The following is a 26,469-nucleotide window of genomic DNA, read 5'->3' as shown; positions in this document are numbered from 1 at the left end:
TTGCAGGTTAGAAAAAAATATTTAATGAAAGAAATTAAAAACATTTCGCGCTCCAGAGCGCAAGAGTCCTCGGCAGCTATCGAGCGACTGTACATTACCATGAGACATTTATTTAACAGAGGTTTTTACAAACCAATGGGTGTTTCAGGAGACACATTACGAGAAGCTTTATTAGCGCTTCGCCCCGAAATTTACGGCAGCATAGCCGAAGAAAAAGTAGAATTGAACGGTTTACTTTATGTGATTGAAAGACTTCCGATAGGAATTGAAGAATGTCGTTACATCAACTTGACTTCCGACGAAGGCTATTCTAAATCGCACTTCAAACCGATTATTCCGCCTAAGAGAAGAAGAAATTGCTATCGCATCGACGACGAGCAAATGAACGTGGAAATTACTCGCGGACGTTCGGATATTTATGATATTTTAACGCATTTGACTTTCATTTTCATCGAATCTCACAAAATCAAAGACCGAGTGTTGATTGACGATGAAGGCCGAATTTCACGCGATTGGCAAAAATTGGAGCAAGCCGCTTTACAAACCAAAAAGTTAAATCAGGTTGATAAAGAAAAGGCTATTTCACACGCTGCCAATGTGTTGGGCAGAACCTTTGCAGAGGTTTTAGATATTTATGATGCCTTTGGTTCAGCCGAAAAACCGGATCGCTTTTTACACGTAATTTACTGGTTAGGAAAATTAGCCATCGAAGAAGTAGTGGATAACAACAAAAGAACCATTACGTTCAGTCCGATTTTAAGAGAGCGTTTAGGCCATCACATTCACGGTGAAATTTGGGCCAACAACATCAAAGAAGTTTTAAACCAAAACAATTTAATCGACCGACCTATACACATCATCAGTGCCAACATGCACTCGGTAATGAATTCCATCTTTGCCCAAGGTGTTTTGGGTGCTAAATACAAAGGTAAATCGGAATACCAAATTTATGAGGATTTGAGTGCTTCGGGCAACAAAGACTTGAGAAGTAAAGTAGAAGAATTGGCCTTGAAACAAGGGATGATTTCTTTACCGGATTGTTCAGGAACCAATATCGATGTACAAATTTTTGATACTGATAAAGTCGATTGGTCTAAATCGGGTTTCCCAAAAGCCAAACTCGGCAAAGAAAAACCGGTCATTATTGTAATGGACTATGCTTTTGGTGAGCAAGCTTACGAAACCATAGACGAGTTGTTGAAACCTTATAAAAAAGGAAAAAACCATATTTTCTTAAATGTAGAATCGGTTTCAATTATGGGGAAAGCCGGTATTTTACAAGGCGGAAAAGGCGACATCATGATTCCGAATGCACACATCAACGAAGGTACTGCGGATAATTATCCGTTTGAAAATGAGTTGACTGCTCAGATGTTTGAAGGTAACGATATTCCCGTTTTTGCCGGTCCGATGGTAACTGTATTAGGAACTTCATTGCAAAATAAAGACTTACTGAAGTTTTTCCATGAGTCTACTTGGGGCGCTATCGGTTTGGAAATGGAAGGCGCTTATTACCAAAAAGCGATACAATCCGCCTCTAAAATCCGCAAAAGCATTAATCCCAATGTAAAAGTGCGTTATGCTTATTACGCTTCGGATAACCCTTTAGAAACCGGTAGTACTTTGGCTTCCGGCGGATTAGGAACAACTGGAGTAAAACCAACGTATCTGATTACCATCAAAATATTGGAACAAATTTTTAACGTAAAATAAATTTATATGAGTGCCACACCTCAAAATCCGGATGATCAAGAGCTTGATTTGTCGCAAATTTCCCGAAAAGTCGGTGATTTTTTTGAAGGCATATCCAACAGATTCTTCAAAGGAATTTTATTCTTTAAAAGAAATATTGTTTGGGTAGGAACATTATTCGTTATTGGTGCCGGACTTGGGTTTTATTTGGATAAAAACACCAAAATTTACGACAATCAAATTATCGTTACGCCAAATTTTGGATCAACCGATGATATGTATGCCAAGATAGAGTTGATTAATTCCAAAATTGGTGAAGGTGACTCCATTTTTCTTAAAAATGTGGTTGGCGTCAAAGAACCTAAAAAATTGAGAGGTATTGAAGTGAGTCCCGTTACAGACGTTTACAAATTTGTTGAAAATAAGGCTCAGAATTTTGAGTTAATCAAATTAATGGCAGAAGACGGCGATATAGAGAAAGTTATCAAAGAATCGATTACCAGTAAAAATTATCCTTACCATTTGATAGAGTTTTCAACGGTTGATTTAACCTCTAATGAAGCTACTGTAAAGCCTATTTTAGACTATTTAAACAACTCTGATTATTATAAAATGATACAAAAAGAGTTTGTGAATAATGTTAAAATAAAAATGGTTGAAAACGATTCGGTTATCGGACAAATCAATGGTTTTTTGAACACATTTAACAGCACTATCAGCGGATCACAAAAAAGTGATAAGTTGGTGTATTACAACGAGAATTCGCAATTAGACGACGTAATAAAAACTAAAGATAATTTAGTTAACGAGCAAGGAAGTCATCGCTTAGAGTTGGTTAGTTTAGATAAAATTGTAAAAGACAACAGCGTTACACTAAATGTAAAAAACAACAAAAAATTAAATGGTAAAAAGAAAATAATCTTACCGTTATTATTCGTTTTTGTTTTTGTTTTAGTGAACTCTTTTAGGTCTTACTATAGAAACCAATTGGCTAAATTCAATGCATAAGCTATGAAGGGAATTATATTAGCCGGTGGTTCCGGGACTCGACTACATCCGCTTACCTTGGCCGTGAGCAAACAGCTGATGCCGATATACGACAAACCGATGATTTATTATCCGTTATCCACTTTAATGTGGTCGGGCATCAGAGAAATTTTAATTATATCCACACCACACGATTTGCCTTTGTTTCGACAACTGTTAGGTGACGGAAGCAGTTTAGGTTGTCGTTTTGAATACGCCGTACAAGAAAACCCTAACGGTTTAGCCGAGGCATTTATTATTGGTCGGGACTTTATCGGACAAGATAAAGTAGCTCTAGTGTTGGGTGATAATATTTTTTACGGTACCGGATTATCGGACCTGCTTTTGGCGAATAATGATCCGGAAGGCGGTATTATTTATGCCTACCACGTGCAAGATCCCGAGCGTTACGGCGTAGTTGATTTTGATGAAAACGGCAAGGTACTTTCTATTGAGGAAAAGCCCGAAAACCCTAAATCCAATTTTGCGGTTCCGGGAATTTATTTTTATGATAATGCAGTAGTTGATATTGCGGCGAACATCAAACCAAGTCACCGCGGCGAATTGGAAATCACCGATGTTAATAAAGAATATTTGCGAAGGGGAAAATTAAAAGTTAGCATACTCGACCGAGGCACCGCTTGGTTAGACACCGGAACTTTTAACTCTTTGATGCAGGCCGGTCAGTTTGTTCAAGTAATTGAAGAGCGCCAAGGCTTAAAAATCGGAGCCATTGAAGAAGCCGCCTACAAAATGGGCTTTATCGATGCGGATCAACTGAAAAAACTAGCCCAGCCACTTTTGAAAAGTGGTTATGGTACTCACTTGTTAAGTTTGATTTAATGAAATTCATTCCAACAAAACTCGAAGGTTGTTTTATACTCGAACCTACTGTCATTTTAGACGAGCGAGGGTATTTTATGGAGAGTTTTAACGAGCAAACTTTTCAAAAGGGAATCGGGCAATCTGTTCACTTTGTACAAGACAACCAATCGTATTCTTCCAAAGGCGTTTTACGCGGATTGCATTACCAATGTGGTGAACACGCTCAAGCCAAATTGGTTAGGGTATTACAAGGAGAAGTATTGGACGTGGCAGTTGATATCAGACCTGATTCTCCCTCTTTCGGACAATACGAATCAGTAGTATTATCAGGAGAAAACCAACGCCAATTTTTTGTACCTCGTGGCTTTGCGCATGGCTTCTTAGTTTTAAGCAACACGGCAACATTCTTTTACAAATGCGATAATTTTTACCACAAAGAAAGCGAAGGTGGTGTGTTGTTCAGTGATCCGAAAATCGGAATTGATTGGGGATTTCCATTACGAGAAATGATTGTTTCTGAAAAAGATAAATTCCAACCTTTGCTGGAAAATGCTAAAAAAGTATGGTAGTATTGGTTACAGGCAGTTCTGGACAATTAGGTCAAAGTTTACAATACTTAGCGCCTAACTACCAAGAAATTCAATTTGTTTTTTGTACTTCAGCCGATCTAAACATTACCAATATTGCGCAGTGCCATGCGGTTTTTAAACAATACCAACCTGATTATTGTATAAATGCTGCTGCTTACACCGCTGTAGATAAAGCAGAATCAGAACCGGAAAAAGCTCATATCATTAATGTAATAGGTGCTAAAAATATAGCTGAGGTTTGCAAAGCCTACAATACGGTTTTACTACACATTTCAACCGATTTTGTTTTCAACGGCACAAAAAAATCGCCTTATACAGAAGAAGACATTCCCAATCCTACCGGCGTTTACGGTAAAACCAAGTGGGAAGGAGAAATAGCAGTTCAGCAAACTTGGGAGAAGCATTTCATCGTGAGAACCTCTTGGGTTTATTCGCAATTCGGCCATAACTTTATGAAAACGATGTTGCGTTTGGCTTCGGAAAGAGATACCATTTCAGTGGTTAACGACCAAATAGGAACACCAACGAATGCTGTAGATTTGGCAGATGCTTTAGTTCAAATTATTTTAACCGATAACCGACAAACCACAACCGATAACTTTGGCATTTACAACTTTAGTAACGAAGGACAATGTTCGTGGTATGATTTTGCTAAGAAGATATTTGAAATCAACAAGACACAAATTGAGCTAAAGGCCATTCCTACCTCAAGTTTTCCAACACCGGCTCAAAGACCTGCCTATAGTGTGTTGGATAAATCTAAGATTAAAAACACTTTCGGATTATCCATTAAAAACTGGGACGCTTGTTTGTAGTAATTATGCGGTAACTTTTTTTGACTCAGCTTCTGTTACAAGGGTTTGGTTTTCAGTATATCTGATGAAACAAATCAGTAGCAAATTGAAGTACAATATCCCGTAATGTCTGTACAGATAATCTTCTATAAACCAAATCACCATTACATTGATTAGGAAAACTTTGAATAAGAAATTGTTGGATTTCCAAGCGATTCGCAAAATGGTAAAAAGATAAAACAAAAAGACAGCCAAGCAAAAAATCCCACCGGACACCAAGAGGTAAAAGAAATAATTGTGTGTCATGTAGTTGTGACCATCATAAAAACTGGAATCGTAATTATCTCTATAACAAGTGTTTAATTCGTCTTGTAGATTCTCGAAGCCCACGCCAAACCAAAAATTTTCCTTAGAAATTGCCACCGAGCAGTCAAAAATAGCTCTTCGAATGTTGGTTGAATCATAGGCCACATTTTGGGGTTTTACATCGTAACTGTGATACAGTTCTACAAATCGGTGTTTTATGCCCGGTGTGAGCAGGGATATAACAACGGTTAAACCTAAAATACCGCCCGACAACAGCAACATTTGTTTGAGTTTGAGTTTGCTTCTGAAAAACACCATTAATGTTAAAGTTAATATGAGCAAGACAATGTTGAGTCGGGTTAAAAGCATGATTGAAATCAGCATAAACGCTACTACAAACAAAAATTGACTGTATTTTTTTTGTTGCAAAACCAAATCAAAGGAATGCGCTGTACAAAAAACCAACAAAGTAGTGTAATAAGTAGGATGAATTTTAAACAGCGTAAAGTCGAAATACACATAGTTTCTGAAGCTCGAAACGTTTTGGAACACGATAAAAAACTCGCTGACGGAGTAATTCATAAAGAAACTCACCACATAAATGATTCCTATAGCCAAACAAGTATACTTTAAAACCTTGATGTATAAGTCAAACTTTTGTTTAGTAAAATGTTCTTTTGGGATAAAGAAGAAAAAAAGCGGCAGTATCAAAAAAAACAGTGCATGCTGAATGTGAGTGGCGCTTTCACTCCAATGGTTGCTGAATAAAGATCGAAAAGTAACCAACCAAAACGGAATCGTAAGCAAGAGCGTTGTTCTTTTGGGCCAAGTAAAATCTTTAGCGGCAATTTTATATACAATAGCATTTAAGCAAATCAGGATGACAATTATACTCGACCAGTTTTCCTTTAGGATGGGGAAAACAAAGAGTAAAGCAAGCAAAAAAGGAAATAACTGAAACGATATTTTTTTCATACAAGGGTATATAAGCAACACTATTTTACAAACATTGGTAACTTACAATCTAACTAAAAAAAGGATTGTATTTTAGGACATTAAGTCCCTAGAGTGAGCAGGTATTTTTACAGTCACAAATATATCATTTAATAGAAAATATAATATATTTGCATACCTAAAAAACGAGAAAATGAAAAGACTAATTGTATTATTTTTAACCGGTGCTTTTTTAGTATCCTGCGGTAGAGACAAGAAAAACGATGTTGAAAACAGTGAAGAGGCGGTGGCCTTGAAAGATAATTTCAGTGTTGTTTTAGAATCCGTTTATGAAAAAGACGATAGTTTATCGGTTGTATATAAAAAAGGCGGATATTGGGATTATGACCATCCGGTTCCTTTTAAAGTAATGGGTCAACCGAATCCACAAAAACTAACCATTTTAATTCCGGAAGGCGACAAACTTGAAAACGTTCAAATTACGTTAAGCACCAACAAAGAACAAAAAACAATGGCTTTAAAAAGCGTTGCTATTTTTAACAACCAAAAAGAAGTTTTTAATGGTGGCAATATGTCTTATATCAAATACTTTGATTCGAATTCAGGTTTGATTTGGGATGAGAAAAACATGAGAAACAATTTAAATTTCGACGGACAATATCCACCGGGAATTGCCGGAAATCAAAATTTAGAGGCGGCTTTAGCCCGATAAACAAAAAGAGGTTGATATTCAACCTCTTTTTTATTTTATACTATTGTAAAAGTCATCCCAAAGATGGCCTTTTCGTTCCCAAGAGTACTGGTTCAGCACATAGTTAGAGAGTTGTATTCCTCGGTCTACTCTTTCTGCTGAATTCCAGCGGCAGGCTTCATCCAAAGCGGTTATTAATTCAGGAACACTAGGATGAATCATCAAACCACCGTTTTTATTCCAATCGGGATTAATGCCGGAATTATATGTGGTGATTACAGGTGTTTTACACATCGCCGCTTCCAAGTTCACCATACCGATAACCTCAGAGTAGGAAGGCGCCACAAATGCTTTTGCATTAGCATACAAGCGAAACTTCTCTTCACCAACCGTTTTGCCAATAAACTTAATGCGATGGCTTAGGTTGTTTTTTCTAGCCAGTTCTTCTATGGAAGCAGCATACTCGTTTTTGAAACCAACCAAGTACAGTTTGATGTTTTTGTCGGCTATTTGACTGAAAGCACTTAGCAACAAATCAATTCCCTTTATTTTGTGAAACCTACCCAAAAACAACAGATATTCCTCTTGTGGTTGGTATTGCCAATCTTTCAAGCTGGTATTAAAGTGAATTAAATTCGGGATTTCAACGATATTTTTGTTTTTCGAAAGCTTGTATAGATTTTCCTTTTCAGAAGGCGTAATGGCGTGAAGATACGTAGCCTTTTTTAAGATATTTTCAAGAAAAAGTTTTAAGTAAACGTTCTTCTTTAAGCCTTTATCCTTAAGCAATAGTGGTTCTAACATACCGTGTGCTGTAACTACATAAGGCGTTTTCTTTTGCAAAGCTATTTTGGAAGCGATGTATTGCGGATACATCCAAACACCGTGAAGATGCGCCATTTTATCACTTGTAAAATGAGTCTCTAAAAATTGACCGTATGGTTTAGAATAATACCAAGATTTCGGACTTCCGCTTTCAAAACAGGTAAATGAATCTTCTTTTTCTTTGTGAAGAGTGAGTATGGTTGACTTATAACCGCCTGAATTCACAATATGATCGTGAAGGCTGGTCACCATTGTACGCAAGCCACCACTTTCTACAGTAATGTCTTCAATAATATGGAAGATTTCATTTTTCATGGGCATCAGAGGTTAGGGCGAATTCCTTTCGGCAAAAATAAAAAAGCCAAATAAAGAAGAAGAATTCAGGAGGAAAATAATGGCCATCTCTGAATAGTTTTAACAAAAAGTAAATAAAAACACCCTGTGAAAAGAGTAATTCCTCATGCGAGTAGCATTTGGAAGCCATAAACATAGTATAGAGCACCAAGAAAAATCCAATAAATCCGAATTCTGAAAAAATGCGTGTGAATAAGGAATTGGCATCAAAAGAATTGTCATCTTGTTTTTGCTGGTCGCGGATGTATTCGGGCGGTCGCACTTCTTTTAAGTAACGTTGGGTATGCATATAATGGTGGCTTCCGATGCCGCTGCCCAATGGATGTTCAGTGATATTTCTTTTAGCAATGTACAAATTACTGATTAACACATAGGAACTTAGGTTGGTGTGCTCTTCAAACTTTCCGGTATTGACCACATTAAGCGAATTATAAGTGTCGTCAACGCGCATTTTGAAGAAAGGCAACTCGTTGTAAGCAAAGTAAAATGCAAGTCCGATAAAAGGCATTAAAGCAACGAAATAGCCGATTCTTTTTAACGTGAGATTGGGCACTAAAAACAACAATCCGCAGCCAATGTATCCCAAGGAAGAATTGGACAGGAGCAATGTCCCGAAAATTATAGTGAAATTGAGGTACTTTTTTGTTTTAAGGTAATAGTAACAGGCCGGAATCACTACGATAACATAGTGTGCCGGTTCTTTAAAAATACTATTCAATCGACCGTCAACATAGTTAATCCCAAAGTAAAAAAACACATACCCAATAAGGGCAACATAGGTACACATTTTAGCATATACCTTGATGATATCGATGGTTTTGTACAGCGAAATAAAATTGTAATAATACGTTCCCACTATACCAATTCCTATAATTTGGGAAAGCATATAATTATATGGAATCCGGATAACGGAATAAGCCAACAGACCATGAATAAAAAAGAAGACCAAAAGCAGCGCAAAGTACTTATTCAGGGCTATTTTTTTGATTCGGAACAATAAAAAGTAATTGACCACAATGATTAGATAGAGTAATTTCCAATCAATAATAAAATTAAAAAAGAAGGCTTCAGTAAATATGGCAAATACTGACGAGTAGAGTAAATAATTTTTTATATTTATTTTCAACGAAAAAATAGATTAATTTATAAAATAACCGGAATTATTCAGTACAAAACCCGTCCTTCAAATCTTCACCTCTCAATTTTAAACTTTGATCAATATACCATGAACAAGGGAATTTATCAAAACATTGGGCGTGATTCGGATTAGGCTCGAACAGCTCTATTTTTCTTCCGTCTTTTGTTAATAAGACAACCGAATTAAATTTTATATTTCTTTTGTCTTTAATCTCGGAAGCATCTAAAGGCAAATAGGCATATTCAGAAAAATTTCCAGCTGAAAAATAGTCTTCACAAAAGAGCTTATAGCCATTCTTGCCCATCAAAAATAAGCAATATACAGTCGAAATAATTAATAAAAGGTTGATTTTTTCGGCTACTTTATCTACTAAAGATTTAAAGAATAATAATGGTAGTAATGCTAAGAACAACACAAAAGCAAATGAAAACCGTACATCCGGTGCGGTGACAAACCAAAAGGTTAGGCCTAAGTAGGCGACCAAAATAGTTGTCAGAATACTTTTTTCAACTTTTTTGTTAAGCAAATAGTAAGATGCATAACTTAAAGGAGCAGCTGCAGCCAGTAAGTAAAAAATCTTATTGATGTTTAAAGAGGCATTCCACCACACGGAAAACCATTCTTTAAAAGGCATGGCCAAAACTTCATCGTGGTTTTTCATGGGAATCCTAGCCCAAGAAGTAATCCATCTTTTGATGTCTAATACACTGTTTTTCGAAACTTCCCAATCGAAATTGAACAAATCAACTTCTGCCATAGGGTAAATGATGTATCCCGTGAGCATGACATTTTTAGTCATCCAAGGCAAAATCAAGAGACAACCAAACCCTGAAAATTGGAACAAAGCTTTAAAAAACTTTTTATTTCGTAAATAAACAGCCCACAATCCAATTAAAATTATGGGGAATGAAGACAGTTTAAGAGTAATACAAAAAAGGGACAAAATGATAAACAAGTGGGTTTTCTTGGTTAAAATTTCGCCGTCAAACAATATGGAAAGCAATACATAACCCACAATAATGTTTGGTAATAAGTCGGTGCCCGGCGAGGAAATGTCATTAGCGTATTGAGCAGTAAAGAAGTAAATGAATAAAATGGAAAAGAAACCAATTATCCCTTTTTTGAAAACGATTTGCTTTAAAAGCCAAATGAACAAAACCAAGTAACAGAGTGAAGAAATGGTGAAAATGTACTGATTGTAAAGAAAATTATAGGAGAACGCTGCGCTAAGAACAAAAACCGAGGAATTTAACCCAAACCGATCGTGAAAATTAGCTAATCCGGGAACGGTTCCATACATTTCATTCCATTGGATAGCATTAATGTGGTACAGATAAGAATCGTAATTCCTTGGAGTAACTAACCCGTACAATAAGGTGATTAGAATAGCAATAAATGAAAGGAAAAGGAATATTTTATTGTCTAATATTTGTTTTCTCAAAGAGGAGAAAAATGGAATAAAATCAGCTTTGTTGAAATACACTAAAAAAGCCGCTCCGAGGCTTAAGAATATCAGAGAAAACAGGTCTACCGGTAAAAATAAAGACCAAGTATTGAGTAACGTTCCGGTTAGACAAAGGCCAATAAAGAAAAAGTCAAAGCCATTGTAATTGGAAATATCATGTTGGCCAAATTTGAGGACAAAACTCTTCCCGTAAACTACAAAAATTAAAGTGGTAAAAAGAAAACAAATTAAGCTAACATACATAGTGTTACATTAAAAGACAATACTCATTTTTCTTTAGTAGCAATACAAATAACCGACAAGCCAATTTTTTGAAAGTCAAAACATCAGTTAATTTGAACAGAGGCACTAAACGATTAAACAGGCCCATTTGTCCTTCAGGTATGTTTTTTTTCTTCAAGATGTTTCCCGAGAAATACCACCCGAAAATTCCAATGAAATTGAATGAAAAAGGTTTAAGGATTTTCAAATCATTCTCAACAAAAAGGGGATTCAATGCTTTGGCTGAGTATCTTCTGAAAGCCTCTAATTCTGTATCAAAAATGTTGTTTAGTGCTATTTTTTTGATTCTGAACAATAAAAAATAATTGACCAGTATGATTAGGTAGAGTAATTTCCAATCAATAATTAAATTAAAAAGGAAGGCTTCAGTAAATATGGCAAATACTGACGAGTAGAATAAATAATTTTTTATTGAAATTCTCATGGCTCCTTTTTGTAAAGCCAAATATACAAATGATTGCTGTTTTGGTTGGAATATTTTATACCATTATACATTATCTCCGGACTATTTGAAGTAGATATTATTAAGTCGACGCTCTGATTTTCTTGCTTAAGGATTCCGGTGTTATTATTAACATCAATGGCTACGAGTTGCAATTGATCATAATAATAAGCATTAAATAAAGGATATTCCCAGTCCATCATTTTTAATCCAACTGTTTTTGGATTTGCATCGTACAATTCCTCTAAGACGACTTTGTATTCCGTATAGAGCTGCGGTTGGTTGGCAAAGTATTTTTTGAAGCGATTATCGTCAATCCTTAAATTTTTAGTGTAAACAGGATTGTTTTGTATTGGTCTCAAATTATTATACACAAAGTAAAACATGAAACTATAAAGAAGTAACGGAGTGCTAAACCCAACAATTCCTTTAAACCACTTAGCTTTTTGACAAGCTAGAATTATGGGAATAATTGATAGTATGAAAATCGGAATATGAAGTCGGGTATGCCAAGGTTGCCATTTTAAATAGCCCGTAAATAGTAAAATTTGAGCAACCAAAACGATAACGATTATCATTTCAGTCTTATTTCTTGTTTTTGAAAACAAAAAGTGAAACACTAAAAAGGAAAAAGCTAAAGCCCAAAGAATGAAATGTACAGTATTAGTCACATAATCTTCATGGGTAACGGCTGCTCTGGCACTTTGGTATGGAACTCCTAAATAGTTTAACCTCTTATCATCAATCGAAACGCCTATTGCTTTGTGTGCATTTCGAATTATTGAATCACACTTTTTCTCTATAGGATAGCCCAAATGCAAGCCGGAGTTTTTGATCAAATTAGACAAGAGCAATTTCCCGTTCATAGTTTCATTAGCGTAAGCTTTAACTTCTGCATCGTCAATATTCAAAAAAGACTTGTTTACAGCATAATTACGGCTGTAATGTTTAACGTTCAAACTTAGCGCAAGGACCATTGCTAAAGTGGCCAATCCTATGGGTTTGACACTTTTGTCTTTCAGGCTTACGGATAATATGTGAAAACCGTATAAGACTAAAATAGGCGCCATAAAGACGTACGCGGTTCCTTTGGTAATAAATCCCAAACCGATACTAAGTCCAAAAAAAACAGTATTGTTTAACGAATTATTTTTGAATATTTTTAAACTGTAAAACAACGACGATAAAACAAAAAAAGCACAAACTATGTCGTTTTTGGTTGTGGTGGATTGTAATTCTACCGCCGGAATAGTAATCACCAAGAATAACGCTAACAGCTTTAATAAACGAGTTGTTTGGAAAATACTTAGTAGGGCATACACCACTACAAGACACTGTATTAAAAAGAAAAGTTCAACACTATTCGATAAAAAATCGTTTCCGTTTAATAAGTTGATATTTAGAATAAAGTATTCGGCGAAAGGCGGTTGGTAGAGATGGCGTAATATATGTGTAGGAAAATAATCAACGGATTCGTTGCCAATCCAATACATAATTCTCGACATGTGGTAAGTAAGCGAATCCCAGTTGTTTGGCGGATACAACAAGCCTTGAGCAAGCAAAAGACACAATAGAATCAACAAGACACCAATCAATAGCTTTTCTTTTAGTAAAAGGTTTTGATAGTAGAATTTAATTTTTTGCACCATCAACCTGAGTGTTACTTTGCCTTGATTTCGAAGTAGTAAAGCAATTAGGATCACATTGAAAGTGCTCCAAAAAATCGCCAAACTAAATAGGTTTAAGGAATGAAAACCACTCAATAATTCGGTTACTAAAAATAGAATACCGGAAAAAAGAAGAGTTGTTTTTATAACCGTCTCTGTAATTCTGGAAAAATTATTTTTCCCCAAAAAAACCATTAGCAGTAAAATGTAACCTAAGTATACTAGCATGTTATAATTATTTTGGAATTACCCTAATTTGTAGAGACAGTACACAACAAAAAAACTCAAAATGTTGTAATTGAATATGTTATGTTGGCCAAATTTGAGAACAAAACTCTTCCCGTAAACTACAAAAATTAAAGCGGTAAGAAGAAAACAAATTAAGCTAACATACATCGAGTTACATTAAAAGACAATACTCATTTTTCTCTAGTAGCAATACAAATAACCGACAAGCCAATTTTTTTGAAAGTCAAGACATCAGCTAATTTGAATAAAGGCACTAAACGATTAAACAGACCCATTTGCCCTTCAGGGATGGTTTTTTTCTTCAGGATATTTCCCGAAAAATACCATCCGAAAATCCCAATGAAATTGAATGAAAAAGTTTTGAGGATTTTCAAATCATTCTTAACAAAAAGGGGTTTTAATGTTTTGGCTGTATACCTTCTGAAATGCTCTAATTCTACATCAAAATTGTTGTACAGGGCTTGAAATGCAGGCACCAGAATAATCAAGTTCCCATTGTTTGTTAATAGCTTTTTACAATTGGCAATAGCTTGAACATCATCCTTAATGTGTTCAACCACATTGAGTGCAAAGACAGTATCAAAAGCGCCTAGGTAATCTTTGTAAACAAGGTCAAATTCCGGATGCACCAGATCAATTTTGATAGCCTCTGAAGTTGGAAACTTTTTTCCTAAAATATCAATATAATTATCTCTTAAATCGCTTAAGACAATTTCCTGATTATTAGCCAAAAAAAACTGCGAGATATTACCAATGCCACTACCGATTTCCAAAATTCTTCCTTTGCAAAACGGCGCAATAGTGTGGTACATCCAACCATTGAATTTATCCGCTTTTTCTATTACCGATAAGGTGGTTAATCCTTCTACGTCAATTTCTTTTATTTCCATTATGACTTAAATAATCCATATTTTAAAATGCAGTAAATGGCCCGAAATCCATCTTTCCAACCAATTTTTTTACCCTCTTCATAGGTTCTTCCGTAGTAGGATATACCCACTTCATAGATGCGTATTTTGGGTATTCTCGAAATTTTTGCTGTGACTTCAGGCTCAAAACCAAACCTTTTTTCTTTAAGAACCAAACTTTGTACAACTTTGGTATTGAACATTTTGTAACAGGTTTCCATATCTGTTAAGTTCAGATTGGTAAACATATTGGAAAGAAAGGTCAAAAATTTATTACCAATGGTATGCCAAAAGAAAGATACCCTATGAGGATTTCCTCCCATAAAACGAGAGCCAAATACTACATCGGCAAAGCCGGATAAAATAGGCTTTAACAGTAGGTTATATTCTTCCGGGTCGTATTCTAAATCAGCATCTTGAATAACCAAGTATTCACCGGTTGCTTTTTGAATTCCGGTATGAAGCGCAGCACCTTTACCCATATTAACTGCTTGTTTGAAATATTGTATGTTCAAAGCGGGGTTTTGCTGCATGTAATTGTAAATAGCTTCCTCTGTGTTGTCTTTGGAACAATCATTTACAATAATTACTTCTTTTTCAATTCCATTAGGAAGGTTTACCTTTTGTAATTTATCCAATATCAAATGAATGGTTTTTCCTTCGTTATAGGCCGGTATGATGATAGAGAGTTTTTGAATCATAATAATTTATCTGTAAAAAACACCATCAACTTCCAATTGTTTCCCTGTTTTCTTGTCATAAAAACCGTTTTCCAATGCCAGTAAGGTGAATCCTTTTTGGTTAAGTTTTGTTTTCATTTCGTCAAATGTAATGGCGCCTTGATAAGAGGGCACAAATGACATTTCTATCTGAATTCCGGTCACTTTTTCCAAGGATTTTTCCGCGCCCAACAACACCATTTCTTCATAGCCTTGGGTGTCAATTTTTAGGTAAATGTTTTTCCCGTTTAAATTTAAATCGTCAAAAATAGTGTCCAATTTTCTGATTTCGATAGTCTCCTTCTCCACAAAAGCAGCTTCCGGCGCACTATCAGTAAGCTGTGGCAGGTTTTCTAACAGCGAACTGCTGACCGAGTTTTTAGCTATATTGATAGTGGTTTGACCGTCTTTTTCACCAATGGAATAATGGTGTACTTTCCATTTGGAATCACCGGCAGCATTTTTTTTCAGTTTTTCAAAAGCCGATTTCATAGGTTCAAACGAATGGATTTCTCCTTTAAATCCCAAGTTTCTCATTTCGCCACCGTATTGGCCTATATTGGCACCAATGTCGAGTATCACATCTATATTATGATGTTCAATCAGGCGAATTCTGCGGGTCAATTCATCGGTAGGATATCTTTTCAGTTCAATACCCAAAAGAGAATTCAAAAACCGTTTTAACTTTAATAGACTGCTTTTATTGTTGTAAATAAATTTATTCATGCTTTTTTAAATCGGAGACAATTTTATAAGCCTCCATGGGTTGTACGAAACTCCAAATTAAAAGGCAGCAGCTTGAGGCAATAACTACACTTGAAATTCCGAAGTCAAGTTTAATAAAAAGATAGGAAAGCGGCAATTTGATCAACACACTCCCGGACAAAAGTAGTAAATAACTTCTCAGATTGCCAATTCCGTTAAAAAAGTATCCGTAGAAGGCTGTAAATATGCGCAATGCGGTCATAACAGCCACAAAAATCAATAAAAGCAACGGCGGATTAAAATCTTTGGAAATCCATATACCCATTACAGGGCGTGCCAAAACGGTAAACACAATAATTCCAATTAAAACCGCAATAAAAAAATAATTGAATTTTCGGAACGCATCTTTAATCCAAATAGCGTCTCTCTCTAAGTAATGCTTGGTAAATTTTGACCATAACGGAGCCATACCGGCCAATAAAATCATCAACGGAAATTGAAAGTATTTTGAAACTACTTCATACGGTACAATTTCTTTTGGGCCGAAAAAATAAGCTAAAATGTAATTGTCAGACGAAAACAACAGCAATCCACCAACCTGAATAGCCATGTACTTCATGCCTAAACGATAAATGCTGTTGAGGTATTCTTTAGGCGTTTCAAGCTTGGTTTTAAGGGAGAATTTTTCGCTTTTAAAGAAGTAAACGGTGTAGATTAAATTAATCAATAACGACACAAAACCATTGACAAAACTCACCAAATATAGTTTAGTTTCTATGGCAGTCTCAGGAAAACAATGTGTAGTCACGATTAGTAAAAGCAAAAAGGAAACTTGAGTTACCGCAATAGATTGTTCCGCAAATTTTCCTTTGTGAACACTTACGAAAAGGGCTTTGTGCGTATTCAAAACAAAGTTGAGGCAAAAGAAGAAGATGTTGAGCAAAAAAAGTTTAATCACAAAGCCACTATCGAAATCGATATTCAGCAAGTTTTTGACATCTAAAACCGCGAAAAGCAACACAAACAACAGGAAAATCCCCGTTGCAATGTAGCCGCAAATTTTATAAGTTGATTTTACGTAAGCGTTGATTAAATCAGTGTTTCCCGTGTGTTGCAACTCGGGTATTTTGGTCTTCAGTACACTGGACAACCCGAAATCCATAAGCAACACCCACTGAAACAGTGTGAATACTAAAACCCAAACACCATAACTGGTGTTGCCTAAATAATGAATTAGTACCGGAATGGAAACAAACAAAGCCAAACCGGAAAAGGCTTTGTAAAAGCCACTCATAATGAGTTGATTGCTTGTTATTTTTTGGAGTATTCTAACCAAAATTAAATTGTTTTTTCAAAAAAAGGAATCGAATTTTCCCTGTAGGCGAGTCATTTTTTGATGCTTCACAGCAAAGATAACGCAAACGGGTAAAAGTAATTTTTTTAAAGTTAATTCTTGTTGAAAACCGAGTTTTATTTTCCGGAAACATTCCATATTCTAAAAGAAAATTATAATATTGTGGCTTTCAAGAAAACACAGTAAATGACAATTAAAATTTTAGGGATCGATTTCTTTAAAGGAAAAGTAAACCAAGTGTTTGAACAGTTGAAAAACCACGGCGGATTGCTTACTGTTCCCGCCGCTCCGGCATTGGTTACCATAGCACAAGATCAGGATTATTACGACGCTTTACTGCAATCTGATCTGGTAATTCCCGACAGTGGTTATATGGTGCTGATTTGGAATATGATTTCAAAACACAGAATTAATAAGATATCCGGTTTGGAATTCATCAATTATTTTATTGATCACATTGACGCCTTCAAACAAGACAAGTTTTTTTTGGTTAATCCTTCCGAACTCGACAGTCAAATCAACAGAACTTTTCTATCCGAAAAAGGATTGAACATTAACGAAAATGACGTATACACGGCACCCTTTTACAAAGGCAATGTAAACGACACAGTGCTTTTGGAGCAAATTGAACAACAAAAACCTAAATGGGTTTTTATCAATATTGGCGGAGGAACACAAGAAAAATTAGGGCTTTTTTTAAAAAACAATTTAAGCTATAAACCGGCCATTCTTTGTACCGGCGCAGCTTTGGCATTCAAAACCGGTCGGCAAGTAAACATGCCTACATGGGTTGATTATATCTATATGGGTTGGTTGAGCCGCTGCATTTCAAACCCCAAAGTATTTGTGCCGAGATACCTAAGTGGCTTTAAGCTTTTTGGGATGATTTTAGTTAATAAATCCAATAAGGTCGCTCCTATTGAAAATAATTCATAAATTCGCACCTTGAAAATAAAATTGCATTTTAATAAATGAAAAAAATATTGGTATGCGGTGCCGGTGGCTTTATTGGAGGTCATTTGGTAAATAGATTAAAAGCAGACGGTCATTGGGTAAGAGGGGTTGATTTAAAAGAAAACGAGTTTGGGAATGCAAATGCTGACGAGTTCATTTTAGGCGACTTAAGAGATCCTGTAGTAGCAAAAAATGCTGTTAAAGGAATGGATGAAGTGTATCAATTGGCTGCTGATATGGGTGGTGCCGGATATATTTTTACCGGAGATCATGATGCAGATGTAATGAGTAATTCCGCGCTTTGTAACCTCAATGTTTTGGGCGCTGCTCAAAATGAAGGAGTAAAGAAAATTTTCTATTCTTCCTCGGCTTGTATGTATCCTGAATACAACCAAATGGATCCTGATAATCCAAAATGTTCAGAGGATTCCGCTTATCCTGCCGCTCCCGACAGTGAGTACGGTTGGGAAAAGTTATTCAGCGAAAGACTTTATTTGTCTTACCACCGTAATTATGGGATGGAAGTCAGAATAGCCAGATTTCACAATATTTTTGGTCCACAAGGAACATGGACAGGAGGCAAAGAAAAAGCTCCGGCAGCCATGTGCAGAAAAGCAGCTGAAGCCGAAAATGGCACTTCGATTGAAGTTTGGGGCGACGGAAAACAAACCCGTTCTTTCCTTTTCATCGATGAGTGCATCGAGGCTATACTTCGCTTAATGGATTCTGATTTTACAGGTCCGGTGAATATCGGTTCTGAAGAAATGATATCTATCAATGATTTTGCCAATATGGCCATAGCTATTTCAGGTAAAACGCTAACTATTAATAATATCAAAGGACCAACAGGAGTAAGAGGCCGAAATTCCGATAACAAACTGTTACTGGAAAAACTCAATTGGGCTCCGTCAATGCCTTTGTTGGAAGGAATGAAAAAGACTTATGAGTGGATAAACGCTCAGGTTAAAGAAAAACAAATGGAAAACCTCAAAGCTAATTAGTTTTGAGGTTTTTTCTTTAAACAGCGGACTTTAGTAAAGTCTCACTATGAAAGATTTCGTCCCAAAAATTCAATATACAAAATAAAAAACCTAAATTGCCTTGTTCCAATAAAAGACATTTGTTTTCCTAAAGTAAACAACGAAAGAACAATCAGGGCATGAACAACGTTTTAAAAAACTTTTCTGAAACTATAAAACAGGATTTTGAAGGAGAAAAGCAGGCCTTATTAGTCCTTTTGGTTTTACTCAGTATTCCTTTTCCCTATATTGTCAATTCCATTGCTATTGCGGTGTTGGGATTGTATACGCTTATCCGTCTCAAAACAGCACAAATTCGTTTTCAGTCATACTTGTTGTTTCCCATCCTGCTGTACGTTTTAATGGCGTTGTCTTTTTGGTGGAGTATTGATCGGAGTTTAACCTTACCGGCCTTGTCAAAAGAGCTTTCTTTGCTTTTAATTCCGCTGTTTTTTTGGCTTTTTGGCGGTATTTCACAAGAGAAAAAAGCTACTGTTCTAAAATACTACAGTCATTGTATTTTAATTTTCGCCTTGTTTTATCTGTCAAAAGCAACGTTAAGGTATTTTCTAACAGGAAACTCGGATGTCTTTTTTTACCACGAATTAGTGACCAAAGATGTCAATGCCATCCACGTTTCGGTATATATGGCGGTCTCTTTTTTTTGGTTTTTAGCCAAGAGTACCCAAAAAACCTTTGACTATGTAGCCATGGCCATATTACTACTAATGGTGCTTTTGCTCTCTTCGGTTAACATCATTATTGCCTTTTTCGGATTAATCATCATTTATTTTTTAGCCTTCGCCAAAGTTTCTAAGCAAATGCGAATGAAAAATTTAATAGTGATGACAGTGCTTTTACTCTCCTTAGGATTCATAGGGAAAATTAAAGACCATTTGCATCGGGAATACGAAACCATTATGACCAACAGCACGGTGAACGACGTTATTTCTAAAGAAAAGAACAGTACTTTTTTCAATGTCAGCATTAAACAAGCGTGGACGCAAGACAAGTTCAATGAAAACGACTTTTTCCCGGGGACAGCATTTCGGGTTTACCAATTCAGATTATTTCTGGAAATGTTGGATGAAGATGCTATTTTTTGGAAAGGTTACGGACTCAATGCTTCTTATCCTAAAATAGAAGCCAAGGGATTAATTTACAACGTTTTTCAAGGTAATGCCTCTTTAGAAGGTTACCAAAAAAAGAACTTCCACAATCAGTATATTCAGAATTTTGCCGAGCTGGGCGTGTTTGGTTTCTTGCTTTTGATTATTATCATTACGCTAACATTAAAAAAAGCCATTCAGTCAAAAGATTTTACCCATTTTGCTTTTGCATTTCTAATGATAAGTTTATTTTTGACGGAATCATTTTTATGGAGACAAAGAGGGGTGGTATATTTCACCATAATGTACTGCCTTTTTAATTCGGGCATTCCATTTCAAGGTCCCAAAACAGAACAAAAATTATGAAAAGAATATTAATTACCGGAGCCGCAGGATTTTTAGGTTCTCATCTTTGTGACCGATTCATTGCCGAAGGATACTTTGTGATTGGAATGGATAATTTAATCACGGGAGATTTAAAAAACATCGAGCATCTATTCAAAGAAAAAAACTTCGAATTTTACCACCACGATGTAACCAAGTTTGTCCATGTTCCTGGAAAAATAGATTATATACTTCATTTTGCCTCACCGGCCAGTCCGATAGACTATTTAAAAATTCCGATACAAACCCTTAAAGTAGGTTCTTTAGGAACGCATAATTTATTGGGTTTGGCGCGAGTTAAAAAAGCCAGAATTCTGATTGCTTCAACCTCTGAAGTGTATGGAGACCCATTGGTGCATCCGCAAACCGAAGAATATTACGGCAATGTAAATACCATTGGACCAAGAGGTGTTTACGATGAGGCCAAACGCTTCCAAGAATCAATCACCATGGCTTACCATACTTTTCATGGTGTAGAAACAAGAATTGTCAGGATTTTCAATACCTACGGTCCAAGAATGCGTCTCAACGACGGCCGTGTAATTCCGGCTTTCATTGGTCAGGCTTTGAGAGGGGAAGACTTAACTATTTTTGGTGACGGAAGTCAAACCCGCTCTTTCTGTTATGTAACCGATCAGGTGGAAGGGATTTTCCGTTTGTTGCACTCGGATTATGTTTATCCGGTTAACATTGGTAACCCGGACGAAATCACCATCAAAGATTTTGCTGACGAAATCATCAAACTTACCGGAACCAATCAAAAAGTGGTTTACCATCCGCTACCGATAAACGATCCGTTACAGCGCCAACCCGATACTACCAAAGCCAAAGAAATTTTGGGATGGGAAGCCAAAGTGTCTCGTGAAGAAGGGATGAAATTAACGTATGACTATTTTAAATCGCTTTCAAGTGAAGAGCTTTTAAAAGAAGAACATAAAGATTTTAAAGGATATATCCATTAGTATTTATGGTTGCACAGCAAACAGGAAGATACTCAAAGTACATCAGACCAATCAGTGTGCTTTTTGATGTAATTACGCTAACGGTTTTAAGCCTGTTTTTCTTCAGAGATTTGAACGTTTCAGAAGTTAATTATGTCGTTTATCAAACCATTACATGGCTTTTGATTGCCGCTATTGTTGGGTATTATGAGGTTTTTCGTTTTACAACTCCTGTAGAAATCTTGTCCAAACTCATCAAGCAATTCAGCCTATTTCTGCTGGTGGTTATTGCTTTTTTCCCCTTCGCCAAAACAGCCATTTTTAGCGGAACTGTCATAGCCTATTTCGTAACGCTGAGTTTTATCATTATAGTTGCTTTTAAAAGTTTTCTTTTCATTTACCTTAAAAAGTACCGAATAACTACCGGGAGTAATTACCGTAATGCCATTATTATCGGTTATACGGCTGAAGCCATACGTTTGAAAGAAGTGTTTGATAACAGAAAGGATTACGGTTATCGATTTTACGGTTATTTTTCAGATAAGAAGCAAAATCCGGAAATTTCAGGTCGCGTAGAAGATATCAAAAAATATGTCATCGACAATAAAATAGATGAAATCTACTGTTCTCTGAATGAGATTTCCAACGAAAAACTAAAAGACCTTGTCGAATTTGCCGACGAACATAAAAAAGCCATCAAGTTCATCCCGGATACTAAAGAGATTTTCTCTAAAAATCTGAAGATTGACTATTACGAATTATTTCCCGTTTTATCGCTCCAAAAAACCCAATTGCACAATCCGCTCATCAAAGGCATTAAAAGAGCTTTTGACGTAGTTTTTTCCCTTTTTGTGATTGTTTTTCTCTTGTCTTGGCTCATTCCCATATTGGCCATTTTGATTAAACTGGAATCTAAAGGACCTGTTTTTTTCAAGCAAGGCCGACCGGGATTGGACGAAAAAGAATTCTTTTGCTATAAATTCCGTTCCATGCAGGTGAATCGATTCACGGAAAAAGAAGCATCCAAAAACGACCCAAGAGTTACCAAAATGGGTAAGTTTATGCGCAAAACCAGTATCGACGAATTGCCACAGTTTTTCAATGTCCTTTTAGGAGATATGTCGGTAGTTGGTCCAAGACCGCATCTATGGTCTCAAAACAAAGCCTATGCCACCAGAATCAAAAAGTATATGGTGCGTCATTACGTAAAACCCGGGATTACCGGACTAGCTCAGGTAAAAGGTTTCCGCGGCGAAATTGAAACCGAAGAAGATATGGTAAACCGCATCAAGTTAGACGTGTTTTACATCGAAAATTGGTCTATGTTTATGGACATGAAAATCATCATCCAAACGGTGATTAACATCTTTAAAGGAGAAGACAAAGCGTATTAAAAAATACCTTTCTCAATCAAATCTTTCAACTGATTATCTAAGTCAAAAGCAAGCTGGGCTTTATTAAAAATGCGTGTTTTCATGAGGGCCAAATCGGCTTTGTTAAGTTGGGCAATGGCCACTAGTTTTTCATTCAGCGCTTCAAAATTTCCTACCGCTGCAACCCAACCTAAATGGTTCTCTTCCACGATGGTTTCGCCTTCTCCGCCGCCAAAGTACAAGACCGGAAATCCCAGCGCCGTATATTCAAAAATTTTGGAAGGAACTGAACCGTAAATTCGGGTTTTTAAAGGCACTAAAGCGATGTCGAAAGTCTGCAAAGTTTCGTGCAATGCCTTTCTGTCCATCATGCCGTGGTATACTATTTTAGGGTTTTTTCCATCGGCTATGAGTGATTCAATCGCCGCTTTTTCTGCACCGTCACCAAACAAATGCAATTCGATATTCAAGTCTTTTAAATCGATTTGCTTACACAATTCGGAAACGCCTTGGGCAATCCCCAAAAGTCCGGCAAAAAACAGCTTTGTCGGTTCGTTTTCGATGGTTTTCAAGGTAAAGGCATCCGATTTATGATCGGGGAAATTGCGGTACAAAAACGCTTTTTTACTAGGGAAAAGCGTCTTGACGTGCGTGATGATTTCTTCGGATTGCCCAATGATAACCGTTGCTTTTTTGTAAATGAAACGTTCCATGAACAATGAAACTTTATGCGAAAACGAGCCTTCTTTTAATGCTTTAAGCTCTATGGCAGCCAACGGCCATAAGTCGGAAATGTTGAGGATGATTTTTTTATTTTTAAGCGATAAAACCATAACCGACAGAAACGATAACAATAATGGCGGCGATTGTACTACCACTTTTTTCGGGGTCTTGCGAAACAGCAAATAAGCCAACAAACACAACGAAAAGGACAAGACCGAAACAATCCGAACAAAAATATTCTTACTCACACTCGGATAAATCCATAGTCTTTTTACGGTAATGTTATCCCTGTTTTCAGTCACCGAAAATTTCCCTTTGTACTCCGGAAAGAGTTCGCCTTTAGGGTAATTTCCTAACGGACAAACCACGGAAACACGATAATTATTTTGGTGCAACTTCAAAGCCAATTGCTCAATCCTATTGGCAGCAGCGCCTTTTTCGGGCGGATAATAATTGGATATAATGAGAATTTCTTCCATTACTTTTGCAAGAGGATTTCAATAATGCGTTCTGATGCTTTTCCGTCCCAGAGTTCCGGTATGCCTGCCGGTTTCGGGCCATCCTTTAAAAAATCACCGAATAGTTTTTTTAAGTTTTCTATAGACGTTCCTACCAAAGTATTGGTGCCGATGGTTTGCGTTTCGGGCCTTTCGGTATTGTTGCGCATGGTAAAACACGGAACGCCCAAAACCGTAGTTTCTTCAGATATTCCACCCGAATCCGTAATTACGGCAAAGCTGTTTTTTACCAAAAACATAAAGTTCAAATAGCCTTGCGGTTCCACCATCAGCGTGTTTTTCAATGCAAGCGACCTATCGCCTAAAATGGCTTTGGTACGTGGATGTACCGGGAAAATTATTTTCTTTTCACCTGCCAAGGCATCTATACCTTGCAACAAAGTGAGTAATGATTGCGCTTCATCCACATTAGCCGGGCGATGCAAGGTTAAAACAATATAATTTCCTGTGGTTAGTCCGAATTCGTCCCAAAAAACAGGGGCTGAGATTCGGTTTAAGTTTTGGGTTAAAGTATCAATCATTACGTTGCCCACAAAGTGGATATCGTTAGGATTAGCACCGTATTTGAGTAAGTTTTCCGAAGCCGTGGTCGAAGTGGTGAAAAAGTAATCCGTAATACTGTCGGTTACAATTCGATTAATTTCCTCCGGCATGCTCATGTCTCCGGAGCGAATTCCGGCTTCAACGTGGGTAACCTTGATATGACTTTTTTTGGCCACTATAGCACAGGCCATAGTTGAATTCACATCGCCAACCACCAACACCAAATCGCATGGATGCTGCTGTAACTCTTTTTCAAAAGCCACCATTATGGCTCCGGTTTGCTCGGCTTGCGTTCCGCTTTTTACTTCCAAATTGGCATTGGGATGCGGAATATTCAACTCTTCGAAAAAAGTATCGCTGAGGTTTTTATCGTAGTGTTGACCGGTGTGTACCAAACGGTAAGTGATGTCAATGCCTTCGCTTTGCTTTTTCTCAATAGCTTTAATGATAGGAGCAATTTTGATAAAATTCGGCCTTGCACCGGCTACAATGGTAATTTTCATAAACAAACTTTTCGTTACGAATTTAGTATTTAATTATCGATACATCTTTTTTTACCAAATAAAATGCAATCAAAGCTTCAATTACATTATGGGGTATTTTTTACCAGAGAAGTAAACTGTTTTAATTTTCCGTTTTTATTTCTTTGTAAAAGATTTTTACGAGTGAAAATATATTTTAGATTAGGCTCTAAAAAATTGGTAAATACTTTTTCTATTCTATTAATTTCGTCGGTAGTCAAAGCAACTTCACTGGCATATTGAATTTCAAAAGTATCACTTTGAATTTGAGTAATTGTAAATTCTTTTACATTTCCTTCGTCTCCAAATAGTTTTTTGGTGATGGAATAAAAAGTCATTCCCGGAGCCATTTTCCCACTTGGTAAAACTGCAACGTCATTGGTTCTTCCGGTTAGTTTTTTCAATATCGGATGCTTTGCGGTACTTTTTTCGTCCAATACCCCATAATCCCCAACGTCATACCTTATAAATGGATGGGCTTTGTTGTACAAATTGGTTACTACAATTCGTCCTTCTTTACCCAGAGGCAGCGGCTTGTTGTTTTCGTCTAAAATCTCAACAAATAAAGTCTCAGCGTTAACTGTCCATTCTCCGGTCTGATTTTCAAAAGCAATCACATCCAGCTCCGAAGCACCATACTCGTTAATAATTGGTACACCAAGAGTTTCCACCAATAATCTTTTATCATCTTCAAAAAGCATTTCAGAAGTAACAATGCATATTTTTAAGGAAGGACATAAATTTTTGAGTACAAGTTTTTTTTCTTTTAAATGTTTTGCCACTAAGACAATAGAACTGGTGTATCCGTTGATATAGGTGAACTTTTTTTGTTTAAACTTAGTTATGATTTTTTCTATTCCACTTGCCGATAAATCAAAAATATTAAACCGGTATCTGTTGCTTAAGAAATCTTTAAAACGCAATATTTTGTTGGATTTAAAATCCAACGGCATACCGTAAAATCTAGCCTGATAGGAGTGATTAAAATCGACACCATGCCAGGCAAATCGGTGCATGATATTGGCCCAAATCAAAGCATGACAAAACTTATCTTTTGCAAAAACCATAGGATCACCACTCGAGCCGGAGGTAGAGTTGATGTAGACAGTCTTTTTATTATAACCGATTGACAGTCTTTTCTCTAAAGGGATTTGAAAATCACTTTTTTTCAATACCGGAATGTTTTCCCATTGAAAAGTGTCAATCTCTCCAATAAAATTTTTGTAGAATTTATTGTTTTTCAAGTGAAAATCTACAATTTCTCTTTTTTTTTGTTCAACAAAGGCGGTGTAGTTTTCTTCCGGAACGGCCAAAATATCAGATAATTGCCGTTGAGCTTTCTCAATTGGAAAGCCATTAATTTTTAATGCAAAGGAAAAAAGGTCAAACACGAAAAGA

Annotated in this window: 23 protein-coding genes; 11 read left to right on the top strand and 12 right to left on the bottom strand. The window is 36.4% G+C overall.

Translation table 11 applies throughout. From position 1 onward, the window contains the following. The first annotated feature begins 24 nt into the window (after window positions 1-24). Genes SK086_RS02520 through rfbD form a run of 5 tightly spaced genes read left to right on the top strand, consistent with a single transcriptional unit; the run spans window position 25 to window position 4,948 of the window. Window positions 25-1,713, top strand: a complete 1,689-nt coding sequence (locus SK086_RS02520) for a DUF6909 family protein (RefSeq protein ID WP_290872766.1) — start codon at window positions 25-27, stop codon at window positions 1,711-1,713. A 6-nt stretch (window positions 1,714-1,719) separates the two neighbouring features. Then, window positions 1,720-2,700 carry a hypothetical protein gene (locus SK086_RS02515; RefSeq protein WP_324689493.1) on the top strand — a complete coding sequence of 327 codons (981 nt, stop codon included), beginning with the start codon at window positions 1,720-1,722 and terminating at the stop codon, window positions 2,698-2,700. 3 nt (window positions 2,701-2,703) lie between these two features. Next, entirely contained in the window at window positions 2,704-3,561 is an 858-nt protein-coding gene (gene rfbA / locus SK086_RS02510; protein WP_290872772.1) for a glucose-1-phosphate thymidylyltransferase RfbA, read from the top strand. Continuing rightward, entirely contained in the window at window positions 3,561-4,112 is a 552-nt protein-coding gene (gene rfbC / locus SK086_RS02505) for a dTDP-4-dehydrorhamnose 3,5-epimerase (protein ID WP_290872776.1), read from the top strand. Before rfbA ends, rfbC begins: the two co-directional genes overlap by 1 nt. Further along, the gene (rfbD, locus tag SK086_RS02500) at window positions 4,106-4,948 is read left to right on the top strand and encodes a dTDP-4-dehydrorhamnose reductase (protein WP_324689489.1); all 843 of its coding nucleotides are present in this window, start codon (window positions 4,106-4,108) and stop codon (window positions 4,946-4,948) included. Before rfbC ends, rfbD begins: the two co-directional genes overlap by 7 nt. Window positions 4,949-4,951: 3 nt before the next feature. Here rfbD and SK086_RS02495 read toward each other — a convergent pair whose 3' ends face one another. Further along, on the bottom strand, window positions 4,952-6,208 hold the full coding sequence (locus SK086_RS02495) for an O-antigen ligase family protein (RefSeq protein ID WP_324689487.1): 1,257 nt from the start codon (window positions 6,206-6,208) through the stop codon (window positions 4,952-4,954). Window positions 6,209-6,380: 172 nt separating this feature from the next. Between SK086_RS02495 and SK086_RS02490 the strand changes: the two genes are divergently transcribed. After that, window positions 6,381-6,899: a hypothetical protein gene (locus SK086_RS02490; protein ID WP_324689486.1), complete on the top strand. Its 519-nt coding sequence runs from the start codon at window positions 6,381-6,383 to the stop codon at window positions 6,897-6,899. Between the two features lie 30 nt (window positions 6,900-6,929). Here the strand turns inward: SK086_RS02490 and SK086_RS02485 are convergent, their stop codons facing one another. From SK086_RS02485 to SK086_RS02450, 8 genes are all read right to left on the bottom strand, one after another. Beyond that, complete coding sequence (locus SK086_RS02485; RefSeq protein WP_324689484.1) at window positions 6,930-8,018, bottom strand: glycosyltransferase; 1,089 nt, start codon at window positions 8,016-8,018, stop codon at window positions 6,930-6,932. Continuing rightward, window positions 8,008-8,943 carry an O-antigen ligase family protein gene (locus SK086_RS02480; RefSeq protein WP_324689482.1) on the bottom strand — a complete coding sequence of 312 codons (936 nt, stop codon included), beginning with the start codon at window positions 8,941-8,943 and terminating at the stop codon, window positions 8,008-8,010. Before SK086_RS02480 ends, SK086_RS02485 begins: the two co-directional genes overlap by 11 nt. A 274-nt stretch (window positions 8,944-9,217) precedes the next feature. Then, entirely contained in the window at window positions 9,218-10,903 is a 1,686-nt protein-coding gene (locus SK086_RS02475; protein ID WP_324689480.1) for an LIC_10190 family membrane protein, read from the bottom strand. 459 nt (window positions 10,904-11,362) lie between these two features. Then, window positions 11,363-13,279 carry an ArnT family glycosyltransferase gene (locus SK086_RS02470; protein ID WP_324689478.1) on the bottom strand — a complete coding sequence of 639 codons (1,917 nt, stop codon included), beginning with the start codon at window positions 13,277-13,279 and terminating at the stop codon, window positions 11,363-11,365. A 191-nt stretch (window positions 13,280-13,470) separates the two neighbouring features. Beyond that, window positions 13,471-14,190, bottom strand: a complete 720-nt coding sequence (locus SK086_RS02465) for a class I SAM-dependent methyltransferase (protein WP_324689477.1) — start codon at window positions 14,188-14,190, stop codon at window positions 13,471-13,473. Beyond that, window positions 14,190-14,909 (bottom strand): glycosyltransferase family 2 protein, encoded by a 720-nt coding sequence (locus SK086_RS02460; RefSeq protein WP_324689475.1) that lies wholly within the window; start codon window positions 14,907-14,909, stop codon window positions 14,190-14,192. The genes SK086_RS02465 and SK086_RS02460 overlap by 1 nt, the downstream gene beginning before the upstream one ends. A 6-nt stretch (window positions 14,910-14,915) precedes the next feature. Continuing rightward, window positions 14,916-15,653, bottom strand: a complete 738-nt coding sequence (locus SK086_RS02455) for an FkbM family methyltransferase (protein ID WP_324689473.1) — start codon at window positions 15,651-15,653, stop codon at window positions 14,916-14,918. After that, window positions 15,646-16,926: a lipopolysaccharide biosynthesis protein gene (locus SK086_RS02450; protein WP_324689471.1), complete on the bottom strand. Its 1,281-nt coding sequence runs from the start codon at window positions 16,924-16,926 to the stop codon at window positions 15,646-15,648. The genes SK086_RS02455 and SK086_RS02450 overlap by 8 nt, the downstream gene beginning before the upstream one ends. A gap of 246 nt (window positions 16,927-17,172) precedes the next feature. On the opposite strand from SK086_RS02450, the gene SK086_RS02445 reads away from it, so the two are divergent. From SK086_RS02445 to SK086_RS02425, 5 genes are all read left to right on the top strand, one after another. Further along, the gene (locus tag SK086_RS02445) at window positions 17,173-17,922 is read left to right on the top strand and encodes a WecB/TagA/CpsF family glycosyltransferase (protein ID WP_324689469.1); all 750 of its coding nucleotides are present in this window, start codon (window positions 17,173-17,175) and stop codon (window positions 17,920-17,922) included. A 35-nt stretch (window positions 17,923-17,957) separates the two neighbouring features. Then, complete coding sequence (locus SK086_RS02440) at window positions 17,958-18,941, top strand: NAD-dependent epimerase/dehydratase family protein (RefSeq protein ID WP_290872842.1); 984 nt, start codon at window positions 17,958-17,960, stop codon at window positions 18,939-18,941. Between the two features lie 158 nt (window positions 18,942-19,099). Continuing rightward, on the top strand, window positions 19,100-20,434 hold the full coding sequence (locus SK086_RS02435; RefSeq protein WP_324689467.1) for an O-antigen ligase family protein: 1,335 nt from the start codon (window positions 19,100-19,102) through the stop codon (window positions 20,432-20,434). Then, window positions 20,431-21,414 (top strand): UDP-glucuronic acid decarboxylase family protein, encoded by a 984-nt coding sequence (locus SK086_RS02430; protein ID WP_290872849.1) that lies wholly within the window; start codon window positions 20,431-20,433, stop codon window positions 21,412-21,414. Before SK086_RS02435 ends, SK086_RS02430 begins: the two co-directional genes overlap by 4 nt. 5 nt (window positions 21,415-21,419) lie before the next feature. Continuing rightward, complete coding sequence (locus tag SK086_RS02425) at window positions 21,420-22,787, top strand: undecaprenyl-phosphate glucose phosphotransferase (protein WP_290872852.1); 1,368 nt, start codon at window positions 21,420-21,422, stop codon at window positions 22,785-22,787. Here the strand turns inward: SK086_RS02425 and SK086_RS02420 are convergent. From SK086_RS02420 to SK086_RS02410, 3 genes are all read right to left on the bottom strand, one after another. Then, complete coding sequence (locus SK086_RS02420; protein ID WP_324689464.1) at window positions 22,784-23,968, bottom strand: glycosyltransferase family 4 protein; 1,185 nt, start codon at window positions 23,966-23,968, stop codon at window positions 22,784-22,786. The genes SK086_RS02425 and SK086_RS02420 overlap by 4 nt on opposite strands. After that, window positions 23,968-25,053, bottom strand: coding sequence for a non-hydrolyzing UDP-N-acetylglucosamine 2-epimerase (gene wecB, locus SK086_RS02415; RefSeq protein ID WP_324689462.1), 1,086 nt, complete (start codon window positions 25,051-25,053; stop codon window positions 23,968-23,970). The genes SK086_RS02420 and wecB overlap by 1 nt, the downstream gene beginning before the upstream one ends. Window positions 25,054-25,139: 86 nt before the next feature. Continuing rightward, window positions 25,140-26,462, bottom strand: coding sequence for a phenylacetate--CoA ligase family protein (locus SK086_RS02410; RefSeq protein WP_324689460.1), 1,323 nt, complete (start codon window positions 26,460-26,462; stop codon window positions 25,140-25,142). Between the last annotated feature and the right edge of the window lie 7 nt (window positions 26,463-26,469).

Origin of the sequence: Flavobacterium cheonhonense, from assembly GCF_035671315.1 — a bacterium.
In the GTDB taxonomy this organism is placed as follows: domain Bacteria; phylum Bacteroidota; class Bacteroidia; order Flavobacteriales; family Flavobacteriaceae; genus Flavobacterium; species Flavobacterium cheonhonense.
The sequence above is the reverse complement of the archived record's forward strand: the minus strand, read 5'-3'. Positions and strand labels throughout refer to the sequence as shown.